At 46.1% G+C, this 20733-nt stretch carries 21 protein-coding genes and 1 riboswitch; of the genes, 20 read left to right on the top strand and 1 reads right to left on the bottom strand.

Features of this window, described 5'->3' with window-relative positions:
- The 20 genes from infB to B5D20_RS05490 all read left to right on the top strand — a co-directional run bounded on the left by infB (nucleotide 1) and on the right by B5D20_RS05490 (nucleotide 20220).
- Nucleotides 1-2400 (top strand): translation initiation factor IF-2, encoded by a 2400-nt coding sequence (gene infB / locus B5D20_RS05585; RefSeq protein ID WP_078665245.1) that lies wholly within the window; start codon nucleotides 1-3, stop codon nucleotides 2398-2400.
- A gap of 15 nt (nucleotides 2401-2415) precedes the next feature.
- Complete coding sequence (gene rbfA / locus B5D20_RS05580) at nucleotides 2416-2775, top strand: 30S ribosome-binding factor RbfA (protein WP_078665244.1); 360 nt, start codon at nucleotides 2416-2418, stop codon at nucleotides 2773-2775.
- Nucleotides 2756-3739: a DHH family phosphoesterase gene (locus B5D20_RS05575; RefSeq protein ID WP_078665243.1), complete on the top strand. Its 984-nt coding sequence runs from the start codon at nucleotides 2756-2758 to the stop codon at nucleotides 3737-3739. The genes rbfA and B5D20_RS05575 overlap by 20 nt, the downstream gene beginning before the upstream one ends.
- 2 nt (nucleotides 3740-3741) lie before the next feature.
- Entirely contained in the window at nucleotides 3742-4650 is a 909-nt protein-coding gene (gene truB / locus B5D20_RS05570) for a tRNA pseudouridine(55) synthase TruB (RefSeq protein ID WP_078665242.1), read from the top strand.
- A 3-nt stretch (nucleotides 4651-4653) separates the two neighbouring features.
- Nucleotides 4654-5598, top strand: a complete 945-nt coding sequence (locus B5D20_RS05565; protein WP_078665241.1) for a bifunctional riboflavin kinase/FAD synthetase — start codon at nucleotides 4654-4656, stop codon at nucleotides 5596-5598.
- A gap of 78 nt (nucleotides 5599-5676) precedes the next feature.
- On the top strand, nucleotides 5677-5898 hold the full coding sequence (locus tag B5D20_RS05560; protein WP_078665240.1) for a hypothetical protein: 222 nt from the start codon (nucleotides 5677-5679) through the stop codon (nucleotides 5896-5898).
- A gap of 105 nt (nucleotides 5899-6003) precedes the next feature.
- Nucleotides 6004-6273: a 30S ribosomal protein S15 gene (gene rpsO / locus B5D20_RS05555; RefSeq protein WP_078665239.1), complete on the top strand. Its 270-nt coding sequence runs from the start codon at nucleotides 6004-6006 to the stop codon at nucleotides 6271-6273.
- A gap of 160 nt (nucleotides 6274-6433) precedes the next feature.
- The gene (locus B5D20_RS05550; protein ID WP_078665238.1) at nucleotides 6434-8527 is read left to right on the top strand and encodes a polyribonucleotide nucleotidyltransferase; all 2094 of its coding nucleotides are present in this window, start codon (nucleotides 6434-6436) and stop codon (nucleotides 8525-8527) included.
- Nucleotides 8528-8591: 64 nt separating this feature from the next.
- Complete coding sequence (locus tag B5D20_RS05545; RefSeq protein ID WP_159071880.1) at nucleotides 8592-9692, top strand: D-alanyl-D-alanine carboxypeptidase family protein; 1101 nt, start codon at nucleotides 8592-8594, stop codon at nucleotides 9690-9692.
- A gap of 73 nt (nucleotides 9693-9765) precedes the next feature.
- Nucleotides 9766-10425 (top strand): polysaccharide deacetylase family protein, encoded by a 660-nt coding sequence (locus B5D20_RS05540; RefSeq protein WP_341429560.1) that lies wholly within the window; start codon nucleotides 9766-9768, stop codon nucleotides 10423-10425.
- 66 nt (nucleotides 10426-10491) lie between these two features.
- Nucleotides 10492-11745 carry a M16 family metallopeptidase gene (locus tag B5D20_RS05535; RefSeq protein ID WP_078665235.1) on the top strand — a complete coding sequence of 418 codons (1254 nt, stop codon included), beginning with the start codon at nucleotides 10492-10494 and terminating at the stop codon, nucleotides 11743-11745.
- On the top strand, nucleotides 11733-12182 hold the full coding sequence (gene dut / locus B5D20_RS05530; RefSeq protein ID WP_200803473.1) for a dUTP diphosphatase: 450 nt from the start codon (nucleotides 11733-11735) through the stop codon (nucleotides 12180-12182). The genes B5D20_RS05535 and dut overlap by 13 nt, the downstream gene beginning before the upstream one ends.
- Before the next feature lie 52 nt (nucleotides 12183-12234).
- A complete protein-coding gene (locus B5D20_RS05525; protein WP_078665233.1) occupies nucleotides 12235-12504 on the top strand; it encodes a YlmC/YmxH family sporulation protein in 270 nt (89 codons plus the stop codon).
- Between the two features lie 69 nt (nucleotides 12505-12573).
- Nucleotides 12574-12759: riboswitch (Lysine riboswitch) on the top strand.
- Nucleotides 12760-12866: 107 nt separating this feature from the next.
- Nucleotides 12867-13646 carry a 4-hydroxy-tetrahydrodipicolinate reductase gene (gene dapB / locus B5D20_RS05520; RefSeq protein ID WP_078665232.1) on the top strand — a complete coding sequence of 260 codons (780 nt, stop codon included), beginning with the start codon at nucleotides 12867-12869 and terminating at the stop codon, nucleotides 13644-13646.
- Nucleotides 13647-13730: 84 nt separating this feature from the next.
- Entirely contained in the window at nucleotides 13731-14639 is a 909-nt protein-coding gene (dpsA, locus tag B5D20_RS05515) for a dipicolinate synthase subunit DpsA (RefSeq protein ID WP_078665231.1), read from the top strand.
- Between the two features lies 1 nt (nucleotide 14640).
- Complete coding sequence (locus tag B5D20_RS05510; protein ID WP_078665230.1) at nucleotides 14641-15231, top strand: dipicolinate synthase subunit B; 591 nt, start codon at nucleotides 14641-14643, stop codon at nucleotides 15229-15231.
- Between the two features lie 23 nt (nucleotides 15232-15254).
- On the top strand, nucleotides 15255-16265 hold the full coding sequence (locus tag B5D20_RS05505; RefSeq protein ID WP_078665229.1) for an aspartate-semialdehyde dehydrogenase: 1011 nt from the start codon (nucleotides 15255-15257) through the stop codon (nucleotides 16263-16265).
- A 14-nt stretch (nucleotides 16266-16279) separates the two neighbouring features.
- Nucleotides 16280-17500: an aspartate kinase gene (gene dapG, locus B5D20_RS05500; RefSeq protein ID WP_078665228.1), complete on the top strand. Its 1221-nt coding sequence runs from the start codon at nucleotides 16280-16282 to the stop codon at nucleotides 17498-17500.
- A gap of 17 nt (nucleotides 17501-17517) precedes the next feature.
- Entirely contained in the window at nucleotides 17518-18378 is an 861-nt protein-coding gene (gene dapA / locus B5D20_RS05495; RefSeq protein WP_078665227.1) for a 4-hydroxy-tetrahydrodipicolinate synthase, read from the top strand.
- A 174-nt stretch (nucleotides 18379-18552) separates the two neighbouring features.
- Nucleotides 18553-20220, top strand: a complete 1668-nt coding sequence (locus B5D20_RS05490; RefSeq protein WP_078665226.1) for a ribonuclease J — start codon at nucleotides 18553-18555, stop codon at nucleotides 20218-20220.
- A 78-nt stretch (nucleotides 20221-20298) separates the two neighbouring features.
- On the opposite strand, the gene B5D20_RS13835 is transcribed toward B5D20_RS05490, so the two are convergent.
- On the bottom strand, nucleotides 20299-20733 hold a 435-nt coding region (locus tag B5D20_RS13835), incomplete at its 5' end, for a hypothetical protein (RefSeq protein WP_159444461.1).

Genomic DNA, 20733 nt, shown 5'->3' with positions numbered 1-20733 from the left:
ATGGGTAAAATCAGGGTGCATGAGCTGGCAAAGGAACTGGGGATAGAAAGTAAAAATATGATCAGCTGGCTAAAAAACCATGGAATAGAGGTAAAAAATCACATGAGCACAATTGAAGATGATGTAGCAGAAATGCTACGGGCAAAAGCAAAAGGTCAAAAAGAGAAAAAAGAGGAGAAATCCGTGCCTAAGCAGCAGACAGCCAAAAAACAGCAGACAGAAACTACCACACAACAACAGCAACCGAAACAGCAACAGCACCGGCCTCAGGGTCAACAGCACCGGCATAACAGACCTGGAAACAGACCAGTACCGCAAGGTGAAAGGCGTGATCGGCAGCGGGAGCAGAATCGGGACAGAAAACCGGGTCAGGCCCCTGCCGCAGCGGCTAATCAGCCCCAATTCCGTAAGGACGACCAGCGCCGTCCGCGACCCCAGGCCGCTGCTAGTATACCTCCGGTAGTACCACCGGAAAAGGAGCAGCCGCGGGAAAAGGTAAAACCGTTGGAAAAAGAGGAAAAGAACATTATCGAATTACGCCGGGAACGGGAAGAACAAAAATTGCTGGAGAAGCAAAAAACCCGCGGTAAAGCCAAAAAAGGAAACAAACAGCAAAGGGCGAGCAATGAAAATCAGGAAGTTATTGGGCCTATCATTATGGGAGCTTCCATTTCTGTACAGGAGCTGGCTAATCGTTTAAAGAAACCAGCCGCTGAATTGATTAAAAAGTTAATCGGCCTGGGCATTATGGCTACCATCAACCAGGAAATCGACGCAGAAGTCGCTGAAATTATCTGCGCTGATTACGGGGTGGAAGTTCAGGTCAAAATCGAGGACCCGGAAAAAGAAATTCTGGAGCTGTTGGAGCAGGAAGATAGTCCTGAGGATCTGGTAGCCCGTCCTTGTGTGGTTACGGTAATGGGGCATGTTGACCATGGGAAAACTTCCTTGCTCGACGCTATCCGTCAGACTAATGTTACTGCTTCAGAAGCTGGTGGAATTACCCAGCATATTGGCGCTTATCAAGTCGAGCACAATGGGCAGAAAATTACCTTCCTGGATACTCCCGGTCACGAAGCTTTTACAGCAATGCGAGCCCGGGGGGCAAAGGTTACTGATATCGCTATCCTGGTGGTAGCGGCTGATGATGGGGTAATGCCCCAGACTGTTGAGGCTATCAACCACGCAAAAGCTGCCAATGTACCGATCATAGTTGCCATTAACAAAATGGATAAACCAGGAGCTAACCCTGATCGGGTAAAACAGGAACTGACTGAACACGGTCTGCTGCCGGAAGAATGGGGCGGAGATACCATTTGTGTAAATGTTTCTGCCAAAACCAAGCAAGGAATTAGTGACTTGCTGGAAATGATTCTGCTGGTGGCTGAAATGCTGGAGCTGAAAGCTAATCCCAAACGCCTGGCCAAAGGTACAGTGATTGAGGCTAAACTGGATAAAGGCCGCGGACCGGTGGCTACTGTGCTGGTGCAAAATGGTACCCTGCAAATTGGTGATGCCATCGTTGCCGGTACTGCCTTTGGTAGGGTCAGAGCCATGACCGATGATAAGGGAAGACAGGTCAAGAAAGCACCACCCTCGATGCCGGTTGAGGTCCTGGGGTTGTCAGAAGTACCAGAAGCTGGGGATGTTTTCTATGCTTTTGATGATGAGAAAAAGGCCAAGCAACTGGTGCAAATCAGGCTGGATCGCAAGCGGGAAGAGGAACTGAAGGCTAACAGCAAGGTTAGTCTGGAGGACCTCTTTGCCCGTATTAAAGAAGGGGAAATCAAGGAACTAAATGTCATTGTTAAAGCGGATGTGCAAGGTTCAGTAGAGGCCTTGAAGCAGTCCCTGGAAAATCTGAGCAATGATGAAGTAAGAGTTAAACCCATTCACGGCGGGGTTGGAGCTATAACTGAAACCGATATTATGCTGGCTTCAGCCTCTAATGCTATTATAATTGGCTTTAATGTCCGGCCGGACAGCAATGCCCGTAAGGCGGCTGAAAAGGAAAAAATCGATATCAGACTGTATCGGGTTATCTATGATGCTATCGAAGATGTAAAAGCCGCTATGAGTGGCTTGCTGGAGCCGGAAATCAAGGAAGTAGTCCTGGGGCGGGCGGAAGTGCGTCAGACTTTCAAGGCCTCCAAAATCGGTACCATCGCAGGTTGCTATGTGCTGGAAGGCAAAATTACCCGGGATAGCCATTTACGGTTAATCCGCAATGGAATCGTCGTGCACGAGGGTAAACTGGAATCTCTCAAGCGGTTTAAAGATGATGTACGTGAAGTTAACCAGGGATATGAGTGCGGTTTGACCATTGAAAAGTATAATGATATCAAAGAAGGAGATATTCTTGAGTTCTTTACCTTTGAAAAAATAAAAAGAGAAATTTAGGGCAGGTGAACTAAAATGGGAGGTCACAGACCGCAACGTGTAGCTGAAGAAATTAAAAAGGAACTGGCTAAAATCCTGCGCGAAGATGTTAAAGAAGAAGTTTTACGACTGGTCACTGTTACAGCGGTCAATGTCTCTTCTGACCTGCGGTATGTCAAAATTTATTTCACCCTGCTGGGTGGCAAGGGTGATAAAGGAGCAGTTGCTGAGCTGCTGGAAAAGTCCAGCGGCTGGCTCAGAGGGGAGCTGGGTCGACGCCTGCGCCTGCGGTTTGCTCCGGAACTGCAATTCGTCTATGATGAGTCGATAGAGCATGGTGCCAGGATAATGGAGCTTTTAAACAAGGTGAACCAGAATGAAGAATCAAGAGATTAAAAATTTCCTGGCTAAGCTACAAGAGCTGGATGATTTTGCTATCATCGGCCATATCAATCCTGATGGTGATACTATCGGTTCTGCTCTGGCCCTGGCCTTTATGCTGGAGAGTCTGGGGAAAAAGGTTGAACTCTGGAATCTGGACCCAGTACCGGAGCTTTATCATTTCCTGCCGGGGGTGCAACGTTTCTCTTGCCCCCAGGCAGGAGACTGGCAGGGGAAAAACCTGATCTTTGTCGACTGTTCTGAACCGAAACGCTGTGGGGATGAAATTTTGCCTTATTACCGTCAGGCTAGCACCCTCTTCAATATTGACCATCATATCAGTAACAAGCTTTTTGCTGATTTTAACCTGGTAGTTCCTGAACGGGCTGCTTCCGGTGAAATCATATATGAGCTGGTGAAAATGTCTGGGGTGCCATTATCAAGGGAAATAGCCACCTGTCTGTATGTTACCATTGTGACCGATACCGGTTCTTTTCGTTTTCCTAATACCACCGCCAGCACTTTCCGGATTGCAGCAGAATTGAAAGAGGCCGGTGCCGATACTGAAACAATCAATCACCAGATCTATGAAGAAATACCGCCAGAAACCCTGGCGGTGCTTGGGTATGCCTTTGCCCACTTTCAATATTCACCCCAGCGCAAAGTCTGCTGGCTGGTACTGGATAAGCAAACTTTGACCCGTTTACAGGCCCGGGATGAGCATCTGGAAGGTATAGTTAATTATGCCAAAGCCCAGAAGGGCGTAGAGGTTGGGATTCTGCTCAGAGAAGCTGAGCCAGATCTAGTTAAGGTCAGCTTCCGCTCCAAGAAGGCTGTTGATGTCAATGCGCTGGCCCAGATATTTGGGGGAGGCGGCCATCAGAGAGCCGCTGGCTGTCGTTACCGTGGTCCCTTAACAGAGGCTGAACAGAAAATAATTGAACAGGCCATATTAATAACTGAGGGCGCGGGGGCATAAATATGCATTTTGGTTTTCTTAATGTACTAAAACCAGCTGGACTAACATCTCAACAAGTAGTACAAAGGGTTAAGAAAAAAACCGGTAAAATAAAAATCGGCCATACTGGTACCTTGGACCCGCTGGCAACGGGGGTACTTCCTCTATGTTTAGGACCAGCTACCCGATTGGCTGAGTATGTGAGCAACATGGGTAAAAAATACCGGGCCCAGCTGCAACTGGGGATTGAGACCGATACTTATGACCGGGAAGGCAGTGTGATAGCCGAAACCACGGCCAGTCACATTACCGGGGAGATGATTGTATTAGCTTTACAAACGTTCGAAGGCCAAATAATGCAGGTACCTCCTATGTTCTCTGCTATTAAAAGGCAGGGTAAGCCCTTATATGAGCTGGCCCGGCAGGGAATTGTAGTGGAACGGGAGGCTCGTCCTGTCGAGATCTATCAGATAAAACTTGAAAAAATAGAACAGCTGGGCAGTGACCACCCATTAGTAGAAATAGAGGTCCATTGTTCAAAAGGAACATATATCAGGAGCCTGGTGCACGACCTGGGGCAGAAACTGGGAACAGGGGCAGTCATGACAGCACTGGAACGGACAGAAGTCGGGATTTTTAACCTGAAGAATGGCTTAGCACTGGAAGAGTTAGAAGAGATGGACGGAGACCAAATAAAGGATTATCTTTTTTCTGTTGAGCAGGTTTTTCCGGATTGGCCGGTAGTTATTGTTTCCGCAGAAGAAGCAAGAAAAGTGGAAAACGGGAACAGGATCAATTTGCCTTATACTAAAACATTTCCAGACCAGGCGGAAAGAATCTTGCTGTGCAATCAACAGGGCAGGTTATTAGCTGTGGCCAAAAGCATAGAGAATGGTCATCTGCAACCTGTGATTGTTTTCCGGGAGGGGTAAGGAATGTTGATATTAAGAGACCTGTCTGATCTTGGGCGGGACCTGAGAGGAAGGCTGGTTCTGGCTCTGGGGAATTTTGACGGGGTACACCGCGGCCATCAAGCTTTGTTGATGAAAACTTTACAACTGGCGGCACAGCTGGACGCTATTCCGGGTGTCATGACCTTCGATCCCCATCCCTTGCAATTACTTGCCCCTCAAAAATTACCTCCTATGATTCTCGATCAGAAGGCAAAACTCCAATTGTTGGCCAGTAAAGGGATAGAAGTCGTTCTGGTGGTGCCCTTTACCCGGATTTTTGCTGAACTTTTGCCCCGGGCTTTTTTTACAGAAGTGTTACTGGAACAAGTAGGAGTTAGGGGTCTGGTGGTAGGGTATAATTATACCTTTGGCCAGGGCGGAAAAGGTACTGCAGAAACTTTGCAGGAACTGGGGAATGTCTATAATGTACCGGTAGAAATAGTGCCTCCTGTAACTGTTGACGGGCAGCGGGTAAGCAGTTCCCTGATTCGTCACTATATCCAGCAGGGCAATATGGAAGCAGCGGCAACCTGTTTGGGCTATTATCCCTATCTTGCCGGTGAAGTAAAGCATGGTGATGCGCGGGGGAGGGAACTAGGGTTTCCTACTGCTAATGTAGCAGTTGACAGGAAACTGGTCATTCCGGCGCAAGGAGTTTATGCTGTCAAAGTTAGGTGGCAGGAACAGCAGTGGCCGGGAGTAGCCAATCTAGGACATAGGCCTACTTTTTATGAACAAGGCCAGCTGGGTTTGGAAGTTTTTATTTTAAATGATAATGTGCCCGAGCTTTATGGCGAGACTATCGAAGTGGAATTTCTTAAAAAATTAAGGGATGAAAAAAAATTTACCAGTGTGGCAGAATTGAAAGAGCAAATAAAGCTGGATATTGCCAAAGCTAGAGGCCTTTTTTACTCACCTTGCATATAATCTAAGCAGGATACTTTACAAAGCGGGGCCGATATGGTATATTTTATAAGTGTCCTGCTTGACTCAGGGTGAGTAAAGGTGAATGTGATTATCAGCGATCATGCCCGGAGGCGCTTGCAGGAAGAGAGACAGCAACTGATTCGGGTTGAAGATGTTCTGGCAGCAGCCAGCAGTATTCCTGGACGGATTCAGGTTGCCACCAGATTTAGAAATTTTCTCGCTGGTTCAGGAAGATGGTTTGATGTTGTTGTTAAAGACAGTGATAATTTGCGGATAGTGATCACTGTCATTGGAAAATGAGTTAACAAAGGAATCCCTTTGTTATAAAGAACCACTGGCTCGGAGGGAGGAGGCTCCGCCCTTCTTCTTGGCTTGTGGGGATATTAGGAATAGGAGGTGAAAACCATGGCACTCACTACAGAACAGAAGCAAGCTATTATCGCCAAGTACAAACTGCATGACATGGACACTGGTTCTCCTGAAGTGCAGATTGCTATCCTGACCGAGAGAATCAATTACCTGACTGAACACCTGAAGGTTCATAAGAAGGACCATCATTCTCGTCGGGGTCTGCTCAAAATGGTAGGCCAGAGAAGAGGCTTGCTCAACTATTTGAAGGAAAAGGATTTCAATCGTTACCGTAATATTGTTGAGCAACTGGGTCTGAGAAGATAGACAATAAGCGGGGTATAGACCCCGCTTGTTTTATATCAATCATTTGTATGATGGGAAAATAATGTATTTTTTGCTAGATAAGCAGGAAATACTATAGGTAATGTGGAAATAATTATAGGTTATTCTTAAATGGCGAAATTGAGAGGAGGAAAATATAGCAATGGAACGAACCTTCCAGTTAGAGGTAGGCGGCAGGACCATGTCTTTTTTGACCGGGAAACTGGCAAAACAGGCCAATGGTGCTGTGATGGCAGCATATGGCGATACTCGGGTCCTGGTTACGGCTACCTGTTCCAAGGAACCCCGGGAAGGGATTGATTTCTTTCCTTTGACAGTAGATTATGAAGAAAGATTATATGCCGCTGGTAAGATCCCAGGCGGTTTCATCAAACGGGAAGGCAGGCCGGGGGAAAAAGCCATTCTGGCTGCCCGTTTGATTGACAGACCCATACGTCCCTTATTTCCTGAAGGTTTTCGCAATGATGTACATATAGTAGCTACTGTAATGTCCGTTGACCAGGATCATGACCCGCGGGTTGTGGCTTTGTGTGGTGCATCCGTTGCTCTAACCATTTCTGACATACCTTTTAACGGACCTATTGGGGCTGTTATCGTTGGCCGCGTTGATGGGAAGCTTATCATTAATCCTAATCTAGAACAATCTGAAAAGAGCGACATGCACATCGTCGTAGCGGGAACCAAAGATGCAGTAATGATGGTGGAAGCTGCTGCCAATGAGGTTCCGGAAGATGAAATTCTGGAAGCCATCATGTTTGCCCATGAAGAAATCAAGAAGATAGTAGAATTTCAGATTCAGGTTCAAACTGAACTGGCAGTGGTTAAACGGGAAATTCCATTGGCCCAGCCAGATCCTGAAATGGACCAGGCAGTCAGGGCATTTATTGCCGAAGAGATCAACCAGGCAGTGCGAATTTTTGACAAACAGCAACGGCAGGATACATTAGAAGAACTGAGGAAAAAAGTGCTAGAACATTTCCAGGAACAATATCCGGAACGGGAAAAAGAGCTGGAAAAAGTATTTCATAACATCTTGAAAGAAACTGTACGGCAGATGATTATCACTGAAGGAATCCGTCCTGATGGCCGGAAACTGGATGAAATTCGTCCTATCTGGTGTGAAGTCGGAGTTTTGCCCAGAACCCATGGTTCTGCTATCTTTACCAGAGGACAGACCCAGGTACTGACCGTTACTACTCTGGGGGCGATTGGGGATGAACAGATTCTGGATGACCTGGGAGTAGACGAATCAAAACGCTATATGCATCATTACAATTTTCCGCCTTATAGCACAGGAGAAGCCAGACCGCTCCGGGCTCCATCCCGACGGGAAATCGGTCACGGCGCTCTGGCAGAAAGAGCTCTCGAACCTATGATACCTGATGAAAAGGTCTTCCCCTATACTATCCGCCTGGTTTCCGAAGTCCTGGAATCCAATGGTTCCAGTTCCATGGCCAGCGTTTGCGGCAGCACCTTGTCCTTAATGGATGCAGGTGTACCTATCAAGCGCCCCGTTTCCGGTGTAGCTATGGGTCTGGTTAAGGAAGGAGATATTGTCCGGGTCCTGACCGATATCCAGGGTATGGAAGACGCTCTGGGGGATATGGATTTCAAAGTTGCAGGTACTGAAATCGGGGTAACAGCCATTCAAATGGATATCAAGATCGCTGGGATTGACCGGCAGATCCTCAAGATGGCTCTGGAACAGGCCCGACAGGGACGGCTGTATATTCTTCAGAAGATGCTGGAGACTTTACCGGCACCCCGTAAGGAGTTGTCACCATGGGCTCCGCGCCTGATTTTCCTGACCATTCATCCGGATAAAATCAGGACGGTGATTGGCCCTGGTGGTAAAACCATCAAGAAAATCATTGATGAAACCGGAGTAAAGATTGATATTGAAGATGATGGCCGAGTCTTCATATATGCAATTGACCAATCTGCTGGTAGAAAAGCACAGGAAATGATCGAGGAACTCACCGAGGAGGTGGAAGTAGGCAAAACTTATCTCGGTAAAGTAGTTCGGATTGTAGAATTTGGCGCCTTTGTCGAAGTTCTGCCCGGTAAGGAAGGCTTAGTGCATATCAGTCAGCTTTCCGAACAGAGAGTCAATAAAGTAGAAGATGTAGTCAGTGTTGGCGATCAGATTCCTGTTAAGGTAATCAAGATTGATGATTTGGGGCGGATCAATCTTTCCCGCAAGCAAGCTATCCAGGAAGAAAAGCAAAAGGGTTAAGCTCAGGAATTACCTGAGCTTTTTTTGTTTATCTGGGCATAATAAAAGGGGAAGGAGGATAAAAATGATTAGAAAAGTCATGTTTAGTTTGTGTTTAATATTGTTCTTAGCGGTGGAAAGTGCTCATGCTGCTCAATCCCTCCAGCTCAAAGCTGCCCAGGCCGTTCTCTATGACATGGATACAGGCTTGATAATCTGGGAAAAAAAGATGAATAAGCAAGCTCATCCCGCCAGCTTGACTAAGATAGCAACTGTCCTGACAGGATTGAGATTTGGCGACCATAAGAAAGTGGTGATTGTATCACAGAAAGCTGGAAATTTAAATACTGGCTCTATCATTGGGCTAAAGAGTGAAGATGAAATCAAATTTGAAGATTTATTGAAAGCGGCCATGATCGTTTCTGCCAATGATGCTACCATAGCGATTGCAGAAGCTACAGCCGGTGACCTGGAGCTGTTTTTACAACTAATGAATGGCACTGCTTATGGTTTTGGGCTTGCTAGTACCAGTTTTACCAACACTCATGGCTTGTCAGTAGCTAATCATCGCATATCCCCTTATGATCTGGCGGTTTGGTCAGCGATGGCAATGCGTAATCCTGAATTTAAAGCCCTGGCAGGAATGAAAGAGGCAGAAATCATGATAAAGCGTAAAGGAGAGGAAAAAAAGCTGACCTTACGCAATACCAACCGCTTACTTTTTAGTGACCAGGGAATTTATGGTATAAAAACCGGTACCACTAGCCTGGCTGGCAAATGTCTGGCTGGGGCGTGGGACGCCCATGGTCATCATTTTATTGGGATCGTGCTAAATAGTTCTGAACGCTGGGGTGACATGTTGAAACTAAAGAGATTTACTGAAGAAAGGTGTACAAAGGAGATTATTGTAGATTTTGACCAAGACTGGCAAAGAGTGCGCCTGGGCGGCAATAGGCCGCTAGAATTTGATGTAATCAGTAAAAAAAGAATAGAAGTGGTGTTGCCTGCCTCCGAAAAAAATCAGATTATAAAAAGAGTATATATCAATCCTAATATTAAGTTACCGGTTAAGGCTCAACAACCAGTAGGAAAAGCGGAGTTCTGGTTTGGAAACCAGTTCATTGGCCGGATTGAGCTTTATCCTGATCGCGATATAATTACGAACTTCTGGCATCGTAAACAGTAAAGAATAATAAAATAGAATGGAGGGAGGCGAAAACTGGGAATGAAAAAAAAAACTATTCTTTTTTTCACTGATTTTGCTTATCTTTTTGGTAACTATATTTTATAACAGAGAAGCGGCGCAACCAGTAATTGCCAAAGGGCTGGTTGAATCAGGACCAAGTGATAAAAAGGCGGTAGCTATAATGTGTAATGTAGCCTGGGGGGAGGAATATTTACCGCCTTTATTAAAGGTACTTAAAGACAAAAATGTTAAGATTACTTTTTTTGTGGAAGGGCAATGGGCCCAGAAAAATGGCGACCTGGTAAGAGAAATTGTGGCCTATGGCCATGAGGTGGAAAACCATGGTTTTCGTCATGTTTATCCTACCCGTTTGGGTCGGAGACAACTAATTGAAGATATAACCCGGACTGCGGAAATCCTTCGGGGACTGACGGGAAAACCAACGGTTTATTACCACCCCCCTTATCGTGACTTTAATGATTTTGTTATCAGCACTGCCTATGAAACAGGCCATATTACCGTAATCAATAACATCGATACCATCGACTGGCAAAAACCGGCACCAGAAATAATTTTACAACGGGTAAAGCGTAAACTGCGTAATGGTGGAATAATACTCATTCACCCTACAGCTCCAACAGTTTTAGCGTTACCTTCCTTAATTAACCAGATCCGACAGGAAGGTTATGAGATTGAATCAATTGGAAAATTATTAACAAATATGTCGTCATAAGCAGGAATTTGCTCGATCGTGTTGAATTTTTTAGAGGTAATTTTGTGGGTTCAGGGAGGATATAGAATGATCGAAAAAATTGTTTTGCCCAATGGTGTACGGATTGTTTATGAACACTTACCCTGGGTAAAATCCGTCTCCATTGGCATTTGGGTTAAAGCTGGTTCTGTATCAGAAAATGAACAAAATAACGGTATTTCTCATTTTATTGAACACATGATGTTTAAAGGAACAACCCAGCGTAGTGCTAAAGCATTGGCAGAAGCTCTTGATGCTGTTGGCGGACAACTAAATGCCTTTACTTCCAAGGAATATACCTGCTATTATGCTAAAGTACTGGATGAATACATTGATATCGCAATTGATGTTCTGACCGATATGTTTTTCAATTCCCTTTTTGCCACAGATGCTATTGATAAAGAACGGAATGTAATTCTGGAAGAAATTAAAATGTATGAAGATACTCCCGATGATATTGTGCATGACTTGCTTTCCCGAGCGCTTTTCAGCGGACATGCTTTGGGTCGTCCGATCATTGGTACAACAGAAATCATAAATAACATCAGACGGGAAGATATTTTGACCTATTTAGAACAAACCTATCGTCCTGAAAACACTGTGATAGCTATTGCCGGTTCTTTTGAGCCAGAATATGTAAAGAATCGTTTTACCCAGTTGTTTGTTAACTGGCAGCGGGAAAATGCCCTAACCGTTACCAGCCAAAACACTTTTGAACAGCAACCTGTACTGGTTAAAACCAAGGATATTGAACAGGTACATATCTGCCTGGGCAGTTATGGTCTGGCAGCAGGAGATCCCGATATTTATGGGCTGCACTGTCTTAATAGTTTACTAGGGGGTGGGATCAGTTCCCGCTTGTTTCAGAGCATAAGGGAAGAACGAGGCTTGGCTTATTCGGTATATTCCTATACCAGTAATTATATGGATACGGGCATACTGGGGATTTATGCCGGCTTGACCATGAATAATATCCCTCAAGTCTTAACTTTAATTAAAGAGAATTTCGAGCAAATGTTAAATGATTTAAATGAGGAGGAGCTCCATCGGACCAAACAGCAAATTAAAGGAAATTTTGTCCTCGGTCTGGAGTCAGCCAGCAGTCGCATGTCCAGGCTGGGTAAGCTGGAACTTACCCTGGGGAGGATTACACCAATAGAGGAAGTACTGGCCAAAATAGATCAGGTTACTGTGGAACAGGTAAAACAGCTTGGTACAAAATTCTGGTACCAGCAGGGGTGGTCATTGGCAGCAATCGGACCGAAAGGTACCCAAGAGGTGATTGAATCTTGGCACAAATAAAAGTCCCCCTGAAAAAAGTTACGGATTTACCACTAGATGTGGTCCCGGTTTATATGACAGAAGGGAGCGCCGGGGCTGATTTAATTGCAGCTATTCCGGCACCTGTTATTTTGGAACCGGGCCAGTACAGGTTAATAGATACCGGGATTGCCATTGCTTTACCCCCCGGTTATGAAGCTCAGGTCCGGCCCAGGAGTGGCCTGGCTGCCAAACATGGTATCACCTGCTTAAATACCCCTGGTACCATCGATGCTGATTATCGAGGTGAGATAAAAGTTATTTTGATCAATCACGGCCAACAGCCTTTTACCATCCAGCCGGGAGAGCGAATAGCCCAGCTGGTAATTGCCCCAGTAGTTCAAGGCCAATGGGTTATAACCGATGAATTGCCTCAAACGGAGCGAGGCACGGGAGGATTTGGTCATACCGGCAGATAAAGCATAATTTTGTCCCCTGTTGGATATATTTAATTCCAAAGGGGGAGTGATTATGCGCTTGAGTGAGTTAATTGGCAAAGAAGTAATAAATATCCTGGATGGCGCCAGATTGGGCACCATCGGCGAGTCTGATGTGGTCATCGACCCCAGAACCGGGCAGATAGAATCCATTATTTTACCTAATCGGGGTGGTATGCTGGGGTTTTGGATGGACAAACAATATCTGATTATACCATGGCCGGCGATAAAAAAAATAGGCAGTGAAGTGGTAATTGTAGAACTGGATAATACTTATCCCAACTATCAGAAATACGCCTATTAACCAGCCTTGCCAGAGGAGAAAAATTATGCTAATATATAAATTAAAAAATATCATCCTCATCTCGACGAGGGATGAGTCAGAGGTCGCGGGATTCATGAGTAACCTGACGGAGAGGGCAGAACTCGAGGAGGTCAGGGGAAAGGGGAGACCGCCGAAGTGACAATAGATCTGCGCTATTGTTGCTGGGACCGGGCAGAAGATGTCCGGGACTGTCATTAGGAAATCCCCGTTTCCTAATGGAGCACTGACTCATTTGGGGGACAGAGGTGAGTATTTCTTTTAACTCTGCTCATAGGGAATTGGGCGACTACTGAGAGAAATACTCAGCAGTCGCTTTTTTATTAAGCAGGAGGAGGGATTAGATGATTAAGGTTATAGTTAATGGTGCATTAGGTAAAATGGGCCAGGAAGTCATCAAAGCTGTAAATAGTGCTTCGGACTTGCTTTTAGTGGGAGCAGTAGATGTACGCGGTAATAAGGAAAAAATTGCAATTACAGATTTATATGTAAGCAATGATTTGGCCGAAACTATTCGGTCCACTGGAGCTGATGTAGTGGTCGATTTTACCAGCCCGGAAAATGTGATGGGCAACATACATACCATTTTAGCCAATGGGGCTAAAGCAGTAGTAGGGACGACTGGTATTTCCCAGCAGGACCTGGAAGAGATTAAGCGCTGGTGTCAGCAATATCAAACTGCCTGCCTGGTAGCTCCGAATTTTGCCTTAGGTGCTATCCTGATGATGGAATTTGCCCGAAAAGCTGCCCAGTACTTTCCCGATGTAGAGATAATTGAATTACATCATGATCAAAAACTGGATGCTCCCTCGGGCACAGCCATCAAGACAGCGGAAGCCATTATGACTGTCAGGGGCGAAAAAGCTCAGGGTCACCCGGAGGAAAAAGAAACCATTCCTGCTAGCCGTGGTGGCAATTTTGGTGGGATTAGAATTCATTCCGTACGATTACCAGGGTATGTCGCTCATCAGGAAGTTATTTTTGGCGGTTTAGGCCAGACCCTCACCATTCGCCATGATTCCATCAGCCGGGAGTCCTTTATGCCCGGGGTATTGCTGGGTATTCGCCAGATTTATCATACCCAGGGCTTAATATACGGTTTAGATAACTTTTTGGAACTCTAACAGGCACGCCTTCTCCCTGAGCACCATATACTACAACTACCATGAGAGTATATTGGGATTTAGGCTCAGGGAGGGAGGGAAAAAATGACGCCTGTATTAAACGGGGTAACCATAGCCGTAGTTGGTGGGGACCAGAGGCAGATTATTCTGGTGAATGCCCTGGCGGAAATGGGGGCGATTTTAAAAGTCATCGGGGTTCCCAATCTTAAATCTGGACCTAAGATTATTCAAGCTGCCAGCATCCACGAGGCTCTGAAAGACGCAGATGTGCTGTTATTGCCGGTACCAGGAATTGGAGATGGCGGCAGAGTTTACGCTCCCCATTTATCTGTTCCTTTAATTTTAACGGAGGAGACGCTTGCCCATTTGCCATTACGGGTCCCAATCCTGGTGGGAGTGATTAAAAAGGCTTTAAAACAACTGGTAGCACGCACTGGTCACCGGGTTATCGAGTATATGGAACTAGATGATGTTGCTATTTACAATTCTATTCCTTCTGCTGAAGGGGCTATCCAGATGGCAATGGAAGCCTTACCGATCACTATCCATGGCTCTAATGCCCTGGTTATCGGTTTTGGCAGGACTGGCATTACTCTGGCTCGCATGCTCAAAGGCATTGGGGCGCATACCTATGTGGCAGCCAGAAAACAAAAAGACCTGGCAAGAATTTATGAATGCGGGTATGTTCCCGTAGCCTTTGCTGAGATCGACAGAGTATTACCTGGTATGAATATTATCTTCAACACAGTCCCAGCTCTGGTGCTGGACAGGGAAAAATTAAAAAAAGTTCGCCCGGACGCATATATTCTGGATTTGGCCTCCCATCCCGGCGGGGTTGATTTTGAAACTGCTGCCGGACTCGGCATAAAAGCCGTACTGGCTCCGGGGCTCCCCGGCAAGGTGGCACCGGTGACAGCGGCCCAAATCCTGGTTGAGGTGATTCCCAAAATCATTATGCAGGAACTTGGATTGACTAAAAAGGGGGATGCCTGATATGCGTCTCATGGGTAAAAAAATCGGGTTTGCTATCACCGGCTCCTTTTGCACCTTTGCTGCCGTAGAACCGGTACTGGACCAGCTAGCTCAGGAGGGTGCCGAGATCACTCTGATTATGTCCAAAGCGGCATACCAGACGGATACCAAGTTCGGCAAGGCAGAAGATTGGCTGAATCGCTTTTCTAAATATTGTAGCGGTCCTGTAATAAACGAAATAGTCACAGCAGAGCCCATCGGTCCTGGCAAGCTGTTAGACCTGATAGTGATCGCTCCCTGTACCGGCAATACTATCGCCAAGTTGGCCAATGGCATTACCGACGGCCCGGTATTGATGGCTACTAAAGCTCATTTGCGCAATGGCCGCCCGGTGGTCATTGCAGTTTCGACTAATGATGGACTGGGTATGAATGCTAAAAATATCGGATTACTATTAAACAGCAAAAATATCTATCTGGTGCCTTTCTGTCAGGATAACCCCTGGCAAAAACCCAACTCACTGGTGGCTAAAATGGAACTTATTCCTGATACCATTATAGAGGCATTAAACGGGCGCCAAATCCAGCCTGTTTTGTTAGGACCACCGAAATAACAGAGAGAGATGGAGGGATGAACGTGAAAAAATTGAATGTAGCTGTAGTAGGTGCCACTGGCGCAGTAGGACAGGAGATTCTAAAAGTGCTGGCGGAAAGAGAATTTCCCATCAATGGCCTGAAATTACTGGCATCCCAGCGTTCTGCAGGTAAGGAAATTCAATATCAGGGAAAAAGCTATATCGTAGAGGAGACTACCCATGAATCCTTTCAAGGGGTGGATATAGCGCTGTTTGCTGGCGGCTCTGCCAGTAAGGAATTTGCCCGTTCCGCGGCCAAAGCTGGTTGTGTAGTTATTGATAATTCCAGTGCCTTTCGGCTGGAACCTGATGTACCCCTGGTAGTGCCAGAGGTCAATCCCGAAGATGTAAAATGGCACAAAGGCATTATTGCTAACCCCAATTGTTCCACTATTCAAATGGTGGTGGCATTGAATCCGCTGCATCAAGCTGCTAAAATTAAGAGGGTTGTTGTTTCTACTTACCAGGCAGTTTCTGGTGCCGGAATTGAGGCCATTGAAGAACTAACCAAACAAACTCAGGCTGTACTGGCGGGGGAAGAGTATCCGCCCCAGGTGTTTCCCTATCCAATCGCATTTAACCTGATTCCTCACATCGATGTCTTTGAAGACATGGATTATACCAAAGAAGAGTGGAAAATGGTACGGGAAACCAAGAAAATTCTGCATGATGACAATATTGCTGTTACAGCTACGACTGTACGGGTTCCTGTTTATCGCAGCCATTCCGAATCAATTAATATTGAGACCGAGCGGAAGCTGACTGCGGCTGAAGCCAGGGAAATACTGCGCAATAGCCCTGGTATTATTGTGGTTGATAATGTCCAGGAAAAACAGTACCCGATGCCACTTTTCACTTCCAATAGGGATGAAGTTTTTGTCGGCAGGATCCGGGAGGATAATTCCCTTGCCAATGGTTTAAATCTCTGGGTAGTTGCCGACCAGCTGCGTAAAGGGGCAGCAACAAATGCGGTGCAAATAGCGGAACTCCTGGTCAAATATAATTGTATTTGACGAGGTGCGAATTTATGAAGATTATTGTCCAGAAGTTTGGTGGGACATCGGTAGCAAATGAGCAGACCAGAGAAAAAGTACTGGAAAAAATTATTGGTGCGGTGCGACAGGGATACCTGCCGGTAGTAGTCGTTTCGGCCATGGGCCGGCGGGGTGATCCTTATGCTACCGACACCCTTCTGGATCTGGTTCGTAAAACTAACCCTAAAGTGCCACGGCGGGAATTGGATTTACTGGCTGTCTGTGGAGAGATAATTTCCGGGGTTGTTTTAGTGGCAGGCTTATTGGAGCGAGGGCTGGCAGCTTCTTTTCTGACTGGCTGGCAGGCGGGGATAATTACCGATGACCATTTTGGTGATGCCCGCATTCTGCGGGTAGAACCCAAAAGAATTCGGCAGTTGCTGGAACGCAATATAATCCCTGTAGTAGCAGGTTTTCAAGGCATGACTGAAGCAGGTGAGATCACCACTCTGGGCCGGGGCGGCAGTGATACTACTGCTTCTGCCCTGGGGGTGGCCCTGAATGCCGAATATATTGACATTTATACTGATGTTGACGGCATTATGACTGCTGACCCGCGCATAGTAGATAAAGCCAAACTGCTGGATGTGGTTACATTCAATGAAATTTGCCAGCTGGCCCAGGAAGGAGCCAAAGTGATCCATCCCCGTGCCGTGGAAATTGCTATGCAAAAAAACATCCCAATCTGGGTTAAAAATACTTTTTCCGAACATCCGGGGACACTGGTAACTGGTAACCAGGAGGCTCAGGGCAATAATGGTGTTAAACGAGAGCGAATGATTACCGGGATAGCTCATATTGCTGGAATTACCCAGGTTAAAGTTGTCCTTGCTCAGGAAAACGGCATCACTGAACAATACAAAATCTTCCATGCCATGGCGGAAGCTGGCATCAGTGTGGATTTCATAAATGCTGATCCGCAAATGGTAGCTTTTACTGTAAAAGATGACCTGGCGGAAAAAGCATATAGCATCTTAGCTAATTTAGGTTATCAAGTTTATCTCACCCCTGGATGCGCTAAAGTAGCTGTGGTAGGTGCTGGTATGACTGGCATTCCCGGGGTAATGGCTGCAATTGCCCGCGCCCTTTATCGAGAACAGATCAATATCCTGCAATCCGCTGATTCCTATACCTCCATCTGGGTACTGGTCAAAAATCAGGATATGGAAAGGGCAATACGGGCCTTGCATACTGAGTTTTATTTGGACCAATAAGAAGGGAGGAAACATTAATGGATTTTGGCAGGTTAATAACCGCCATGATTACTCCTTTTACAGAAAATGATGAAGTAAACTACTCTGAGGCTCAGAAGATAGCCCAGTACCTGGTCGATAACGGCAGTGATGGAATAGTTGTGACTGGGACCACTGGTGAATCCCCTACGCTTACTAAAGAAGAAAAGATTAAGCTTTATGCGGCGGTAAAGGAGGCGGTGGGCAATAAAGCCCGGGTTATTGCTGGAACCGGTTCCTATAATACCAAAGAATCTATAGCTCTGACCAAAGAAGCAGAAAAACTGGGTGTAGATGGGGTAATGCTGGTAGTTCCCTACTATAATAAGCCCTGTCAAAACGGGTTAAAAGCTCACTTCCGGGCAGTAGCAGAATCCACTGGGTTACCCATTATGCTCTATAATATTCCGGGCAGAACAGGAATCAATCTATTGCCGGAGACGGTGGCAGAACTGGCTCAGGTGTCCAATATTGTGGCTATTAAAGAGGCTTCCGGCAACCTGGATCAGGTAAGTCAGTTGCTACGTCTGGTTCCGGCAAACTTCCGTGTCTATAGCGGTGATGATAGTCTGACTTTACCCATGTTAAGCCTGGGCTGTTATGGAGTAGTTAGTGTAGCGGCTCATATTGTAGGCCTGCAGATGAAAAAAATGATTGAAAGCTATCTTGCTGGCAATATCGAAACTGCTGCCAGCTTGCATCGGGAACTGATACCTGTTTTTAAGGGGTTGTTTATTACTACCAATCCAGTACCGGTAAAAACTGCGATGGCTCTTAAAGGTTTTCAGGTTGGCAGTGTACGCCTGCCTTTAGTCCCTGCTACTGAAGAAATAAAAGCAGCAATAGCAAAATTGCTATAACCGGGGTGCCCCGGATTTTTTTCTTTTCTTGGGGAATACTTGTAAATGAACTGGCTTTCCTGTATAATTGTTACGAAGTGGCAAGGGCGGCTTATATCCGGAATCACCTGAGGTAAAAGATTGCTTCTCCTGGCACAAAGATGGGCAGAGAAAGAAAAGTCAGGAGGTGTATCCATGGCTGCGGCCAAGGGTAAAATTACATTAATTCCCCTGGGTGGTCTGGGGGAAATTGGCAAAAACATGATGGTAGTAAAGTATGAGGATAACATTCTGGTTATTGATGCAGGTTTGATGTTTCCTGAAGATGATATGCCTGGTATTGATTTTGTGATTCCGGATATCACCTATCTGTTGGAAAATAAGGAAATGGTCAGGGGGATAGTCCTCACCCACGGACATGAGGACCATATCGGCGCTTTACCCTATGTCTTGAAACAACTGAATGTGCCGGTTTATGGGACCAGATTGACTTTAGGGCTTTTGCAGGGAAAGTTGAGAGAGGCGGGGATTTTAGGGCAGTGCAAGTTAGTGGCAGTAAAACCCAGAGACAGTGTGACCATCGGACCTTTTAAAGTGGAGTTTATCCGGGTCAGCCACAGCATACCTGATGCGGTAGCAATAGCGGTCAGAACTCCGTTAGGTGTGATTGTGCATACCGGGGACTTCAAGTTTGACCAAACTCCTGTTGATGGGGAAGTAACCGATTTTCATAAATTCGCTGAGCTTGGCGATCAGGGAGTTCTGGTTTTACTGGCAGATAGTACCAATGCGGAACGCCCTGGCTATACCATGTCTGAGCGGACAGTAGGTTTGACTTTCGATGAAACCTTTCAGAATGCCAAAAACCGGATAATTGTTGCCACTTTTGCTTCCAATGTTCATCGTTTGCAGCAAGTAATTAATGCGGCTCACAAATATGGCAGAAAAGTTGCTGTTTCAGGGCGGAGTATGGTCAATGTTGTTAATATTGCCACAGAGCTGGGGTATTTGACTTATCCGGAAGATATCATGATTGATCTGGATGATATCAACGACTATCCTGCCAATGAGGTTGTGATTTTGACCACTGGTAGCCAGGGTGAACCTATGTCTGCCCTTACCCGCATGGCTAATGCAGACCATCGTCAAGTGGAAATTTTACCAGGTGATACGGTAATTATTTCAGCTACTCCCATCCCTGGAAATGAGCGCATGGTTTCCCGTGTAATCAATAGCCTGTTTAAACAAGGGGCGGAAGTAATTTACGAAAAGTTTTCCGGTATTCACGTTTCCGGGCACCCTAGCCAGGAGGAGCTAAAACTGATGCTCAACCTGGTTAGGCCTAAGTTTTTCGTCCCGGTACATGGGGAATATCGCCATTTGATTAAACACGCCCAGCTGGCAAAAGAAATGGGAATGGATGAAGCCAATATCTTTGTGGCTGAAAATGGTCAGGTGCTGGAGTTTACACGCAAAAGTGGACGGGTGGCAGGTCGCACCACTGCCGGTAAAGTACTGGTTGACGGCCTGGGTGTAGGCGATGTGGGAAATATTGTATTGCGGGATAGAAAGCAGTTGGCCCAGGATGGGATTTTGATTGTAGTGGTGACAATGAACAAAGAGACCGGTGCCATTGTAGCAGGTCCAGATATTGTTTCACGAGGTTTCGTCTATGTCCGTGAGGCGGAAAAGCTAATGGAAGAAGCCAAAGAGAAGGTGAAGATCGCGATTGAGAAGACCCAGGTCAGAGGGAATGCTGATTGGGCTTCGATCAAAGCCGGAATTAGAGACAGCATCGGTAAATATCTTTATGAAAAGACCAGGAGAAGACCCATGATTTTGCCCATCATCATGGAAGTATAAACAAAGCCGATTTTGCCTTTTTTAAGACAAGAAAAGAGGTCCTTTGCATGTAATGCAAGGGACCTCTTTTGATTTTTTTCAATATGTCAATCTGCTCTTAATTCCTTCCAGTATACTGCCCTTAATCACCACTTTTATCACCGTGCGGGCCGAAAGGTTACCATTATCCCCCGCCCCGCCAGCGATAATGGTAACCGGATAAAGTCCATCCGGTAAATAGGGATCAGTGAAATGGATGCGAGCTCTGTTTTTCGACCGGGGATTAACAGGCAATTGCCAGGTGTTAGCCGGTGTCCCGGCCGGATTTGTCGGTTCCAGCAGCACCTGCTGTCCATCAGGAAAGCGGGCCTGTACATATTTTGCTCCCGGACAGGGCCGACTTCGTCTTACTTTCTTTTCTACAACACTGCCATCAGGCTGCTGTTCATAAACAGTTTCTTCCCAGGTATAAGGGGTGGTGGCCGTTTCCACCACCAGGGCAAATACCTGTCCGGCTTTGATCTGGGCCGGTTC

It is taken from the genome of Carboxydocella sporoproducens DSM 16521 (genome assembly GCF_900167165.1).
Classification (GTDB): domain Bacteria; phylum Bacillota.
The sequence above is the reverse complement of the archived record's forward strand: the minus strand, read 5'-3'. Positions and strand labels throughout refer to the sequence as shown.

Bases quoted from the DNA above. Each gene is read 5' to 3' on its own strand.
- B5D20_RS05565 (WP_078665241.1), top strand. From the start codon at position 4,654: ATGTTGATATTAAGAGACCTGTCTGATCTTGGGCGGGACCTGAGAGGA.
- dapB (WP_078665232.1), top strand. From the start codon at position 12,867: ATGATTAAGGTTATAGTTAATGGTGCATTAGGTAAAATGGGCCAGGAA.
- B5D20_RS05510 (WP_078665230.1), top strand. From the start codon at position 14,641: ATGCGTCTCATGGGTAAAAAAATCGGGTTTGCTATCACCGGCTCCTTT.
- B5D20_RS05545 (WP_159071880.1), top strand. From the start codon at position 8,592: ATGATTAGAAAAGTCATGTTTAGTTTGTGTTTAATATTGTTCTTAGCG.
- truB (WP_078665242.1), top strand. From the start codon at position 3,742: ATGCATTTTGGTTTTCTTAATGTACTAAAACCAGCTGGACTAACATCT.
- B5D20_RS05490 (WP_078665226.1), top strand. From the start codon at position 18,553: ATGGCTGCGGCCAAGGGTAAAATTACATTAATTCCCCTGGGTGGTCTG.
- B5D20_RS05575 (WP_078665243.1), top strand. From the start codon at position 2,756: ATGAAGAATCAAGAGATTAAAAATTTCCTGGCTAAGCTACAAGAGCTG.
- rpsO (WP_078665239.1), top strand. From the start codon at position 6,004: ATGGCACTCACTACAGAACAGAAGCAAGCTATTATCGCCAAGTACAAA.
- B5D20_RS05550 (WP_078665238.1), top strand. From the start codon at position 6,434: ATGGAACGAACCTTCCAGTTAGAGGTAGGCGGCAGGACCATGTCTTTT.
- dpsA (WP_078665231.1), top strand. From the start codon at position 13,731: ATGACGCCTGTATTAAACGGGGTAACCATAGCCGTAGTTGGTGGGGAC.
- dapA (WP_078665227.1), top strand. From the start codon at position 17,518: ATGGATTTTGGCAGGTTAATAACCGCCATGATTACTCCTTTTACAGAA.
- B5D20_RS05525 (WP_078665233.1), top strand. From the start codon at position 12,235: ATGCGCTTGAGTGAGTTAATTGGCAAAGAAGTAATAAATATCCTGGAT.
- dapG (WP_078665228.1), top strand. From the start codon at position 16,280: ATGAAGATTATTGTCCAGAAGTTTGGTGGGACATCGGTAGCAAATGAG.
- B5D20_RS05535 (WP_078665235.1), top strand. From the start codon at position 10,492: ATGATCGAAAAAATTGTTTTGCCCAATGGTGTACGGATTGTTTATGAA.
- rbfA (WP_078665244.1), top strand. From the start codon at position 2,416: ATGGGAGGTCACAGACCGCAACGTGTAGCTGAAGAAATTAAAAAGGAA.
- infB (WP_078665245.1), top strand. From the start codon at position 1: ATGGGTAAAATCAGGGTGCATGAGCTGGCAAAGGAACTGGGGATAGAA.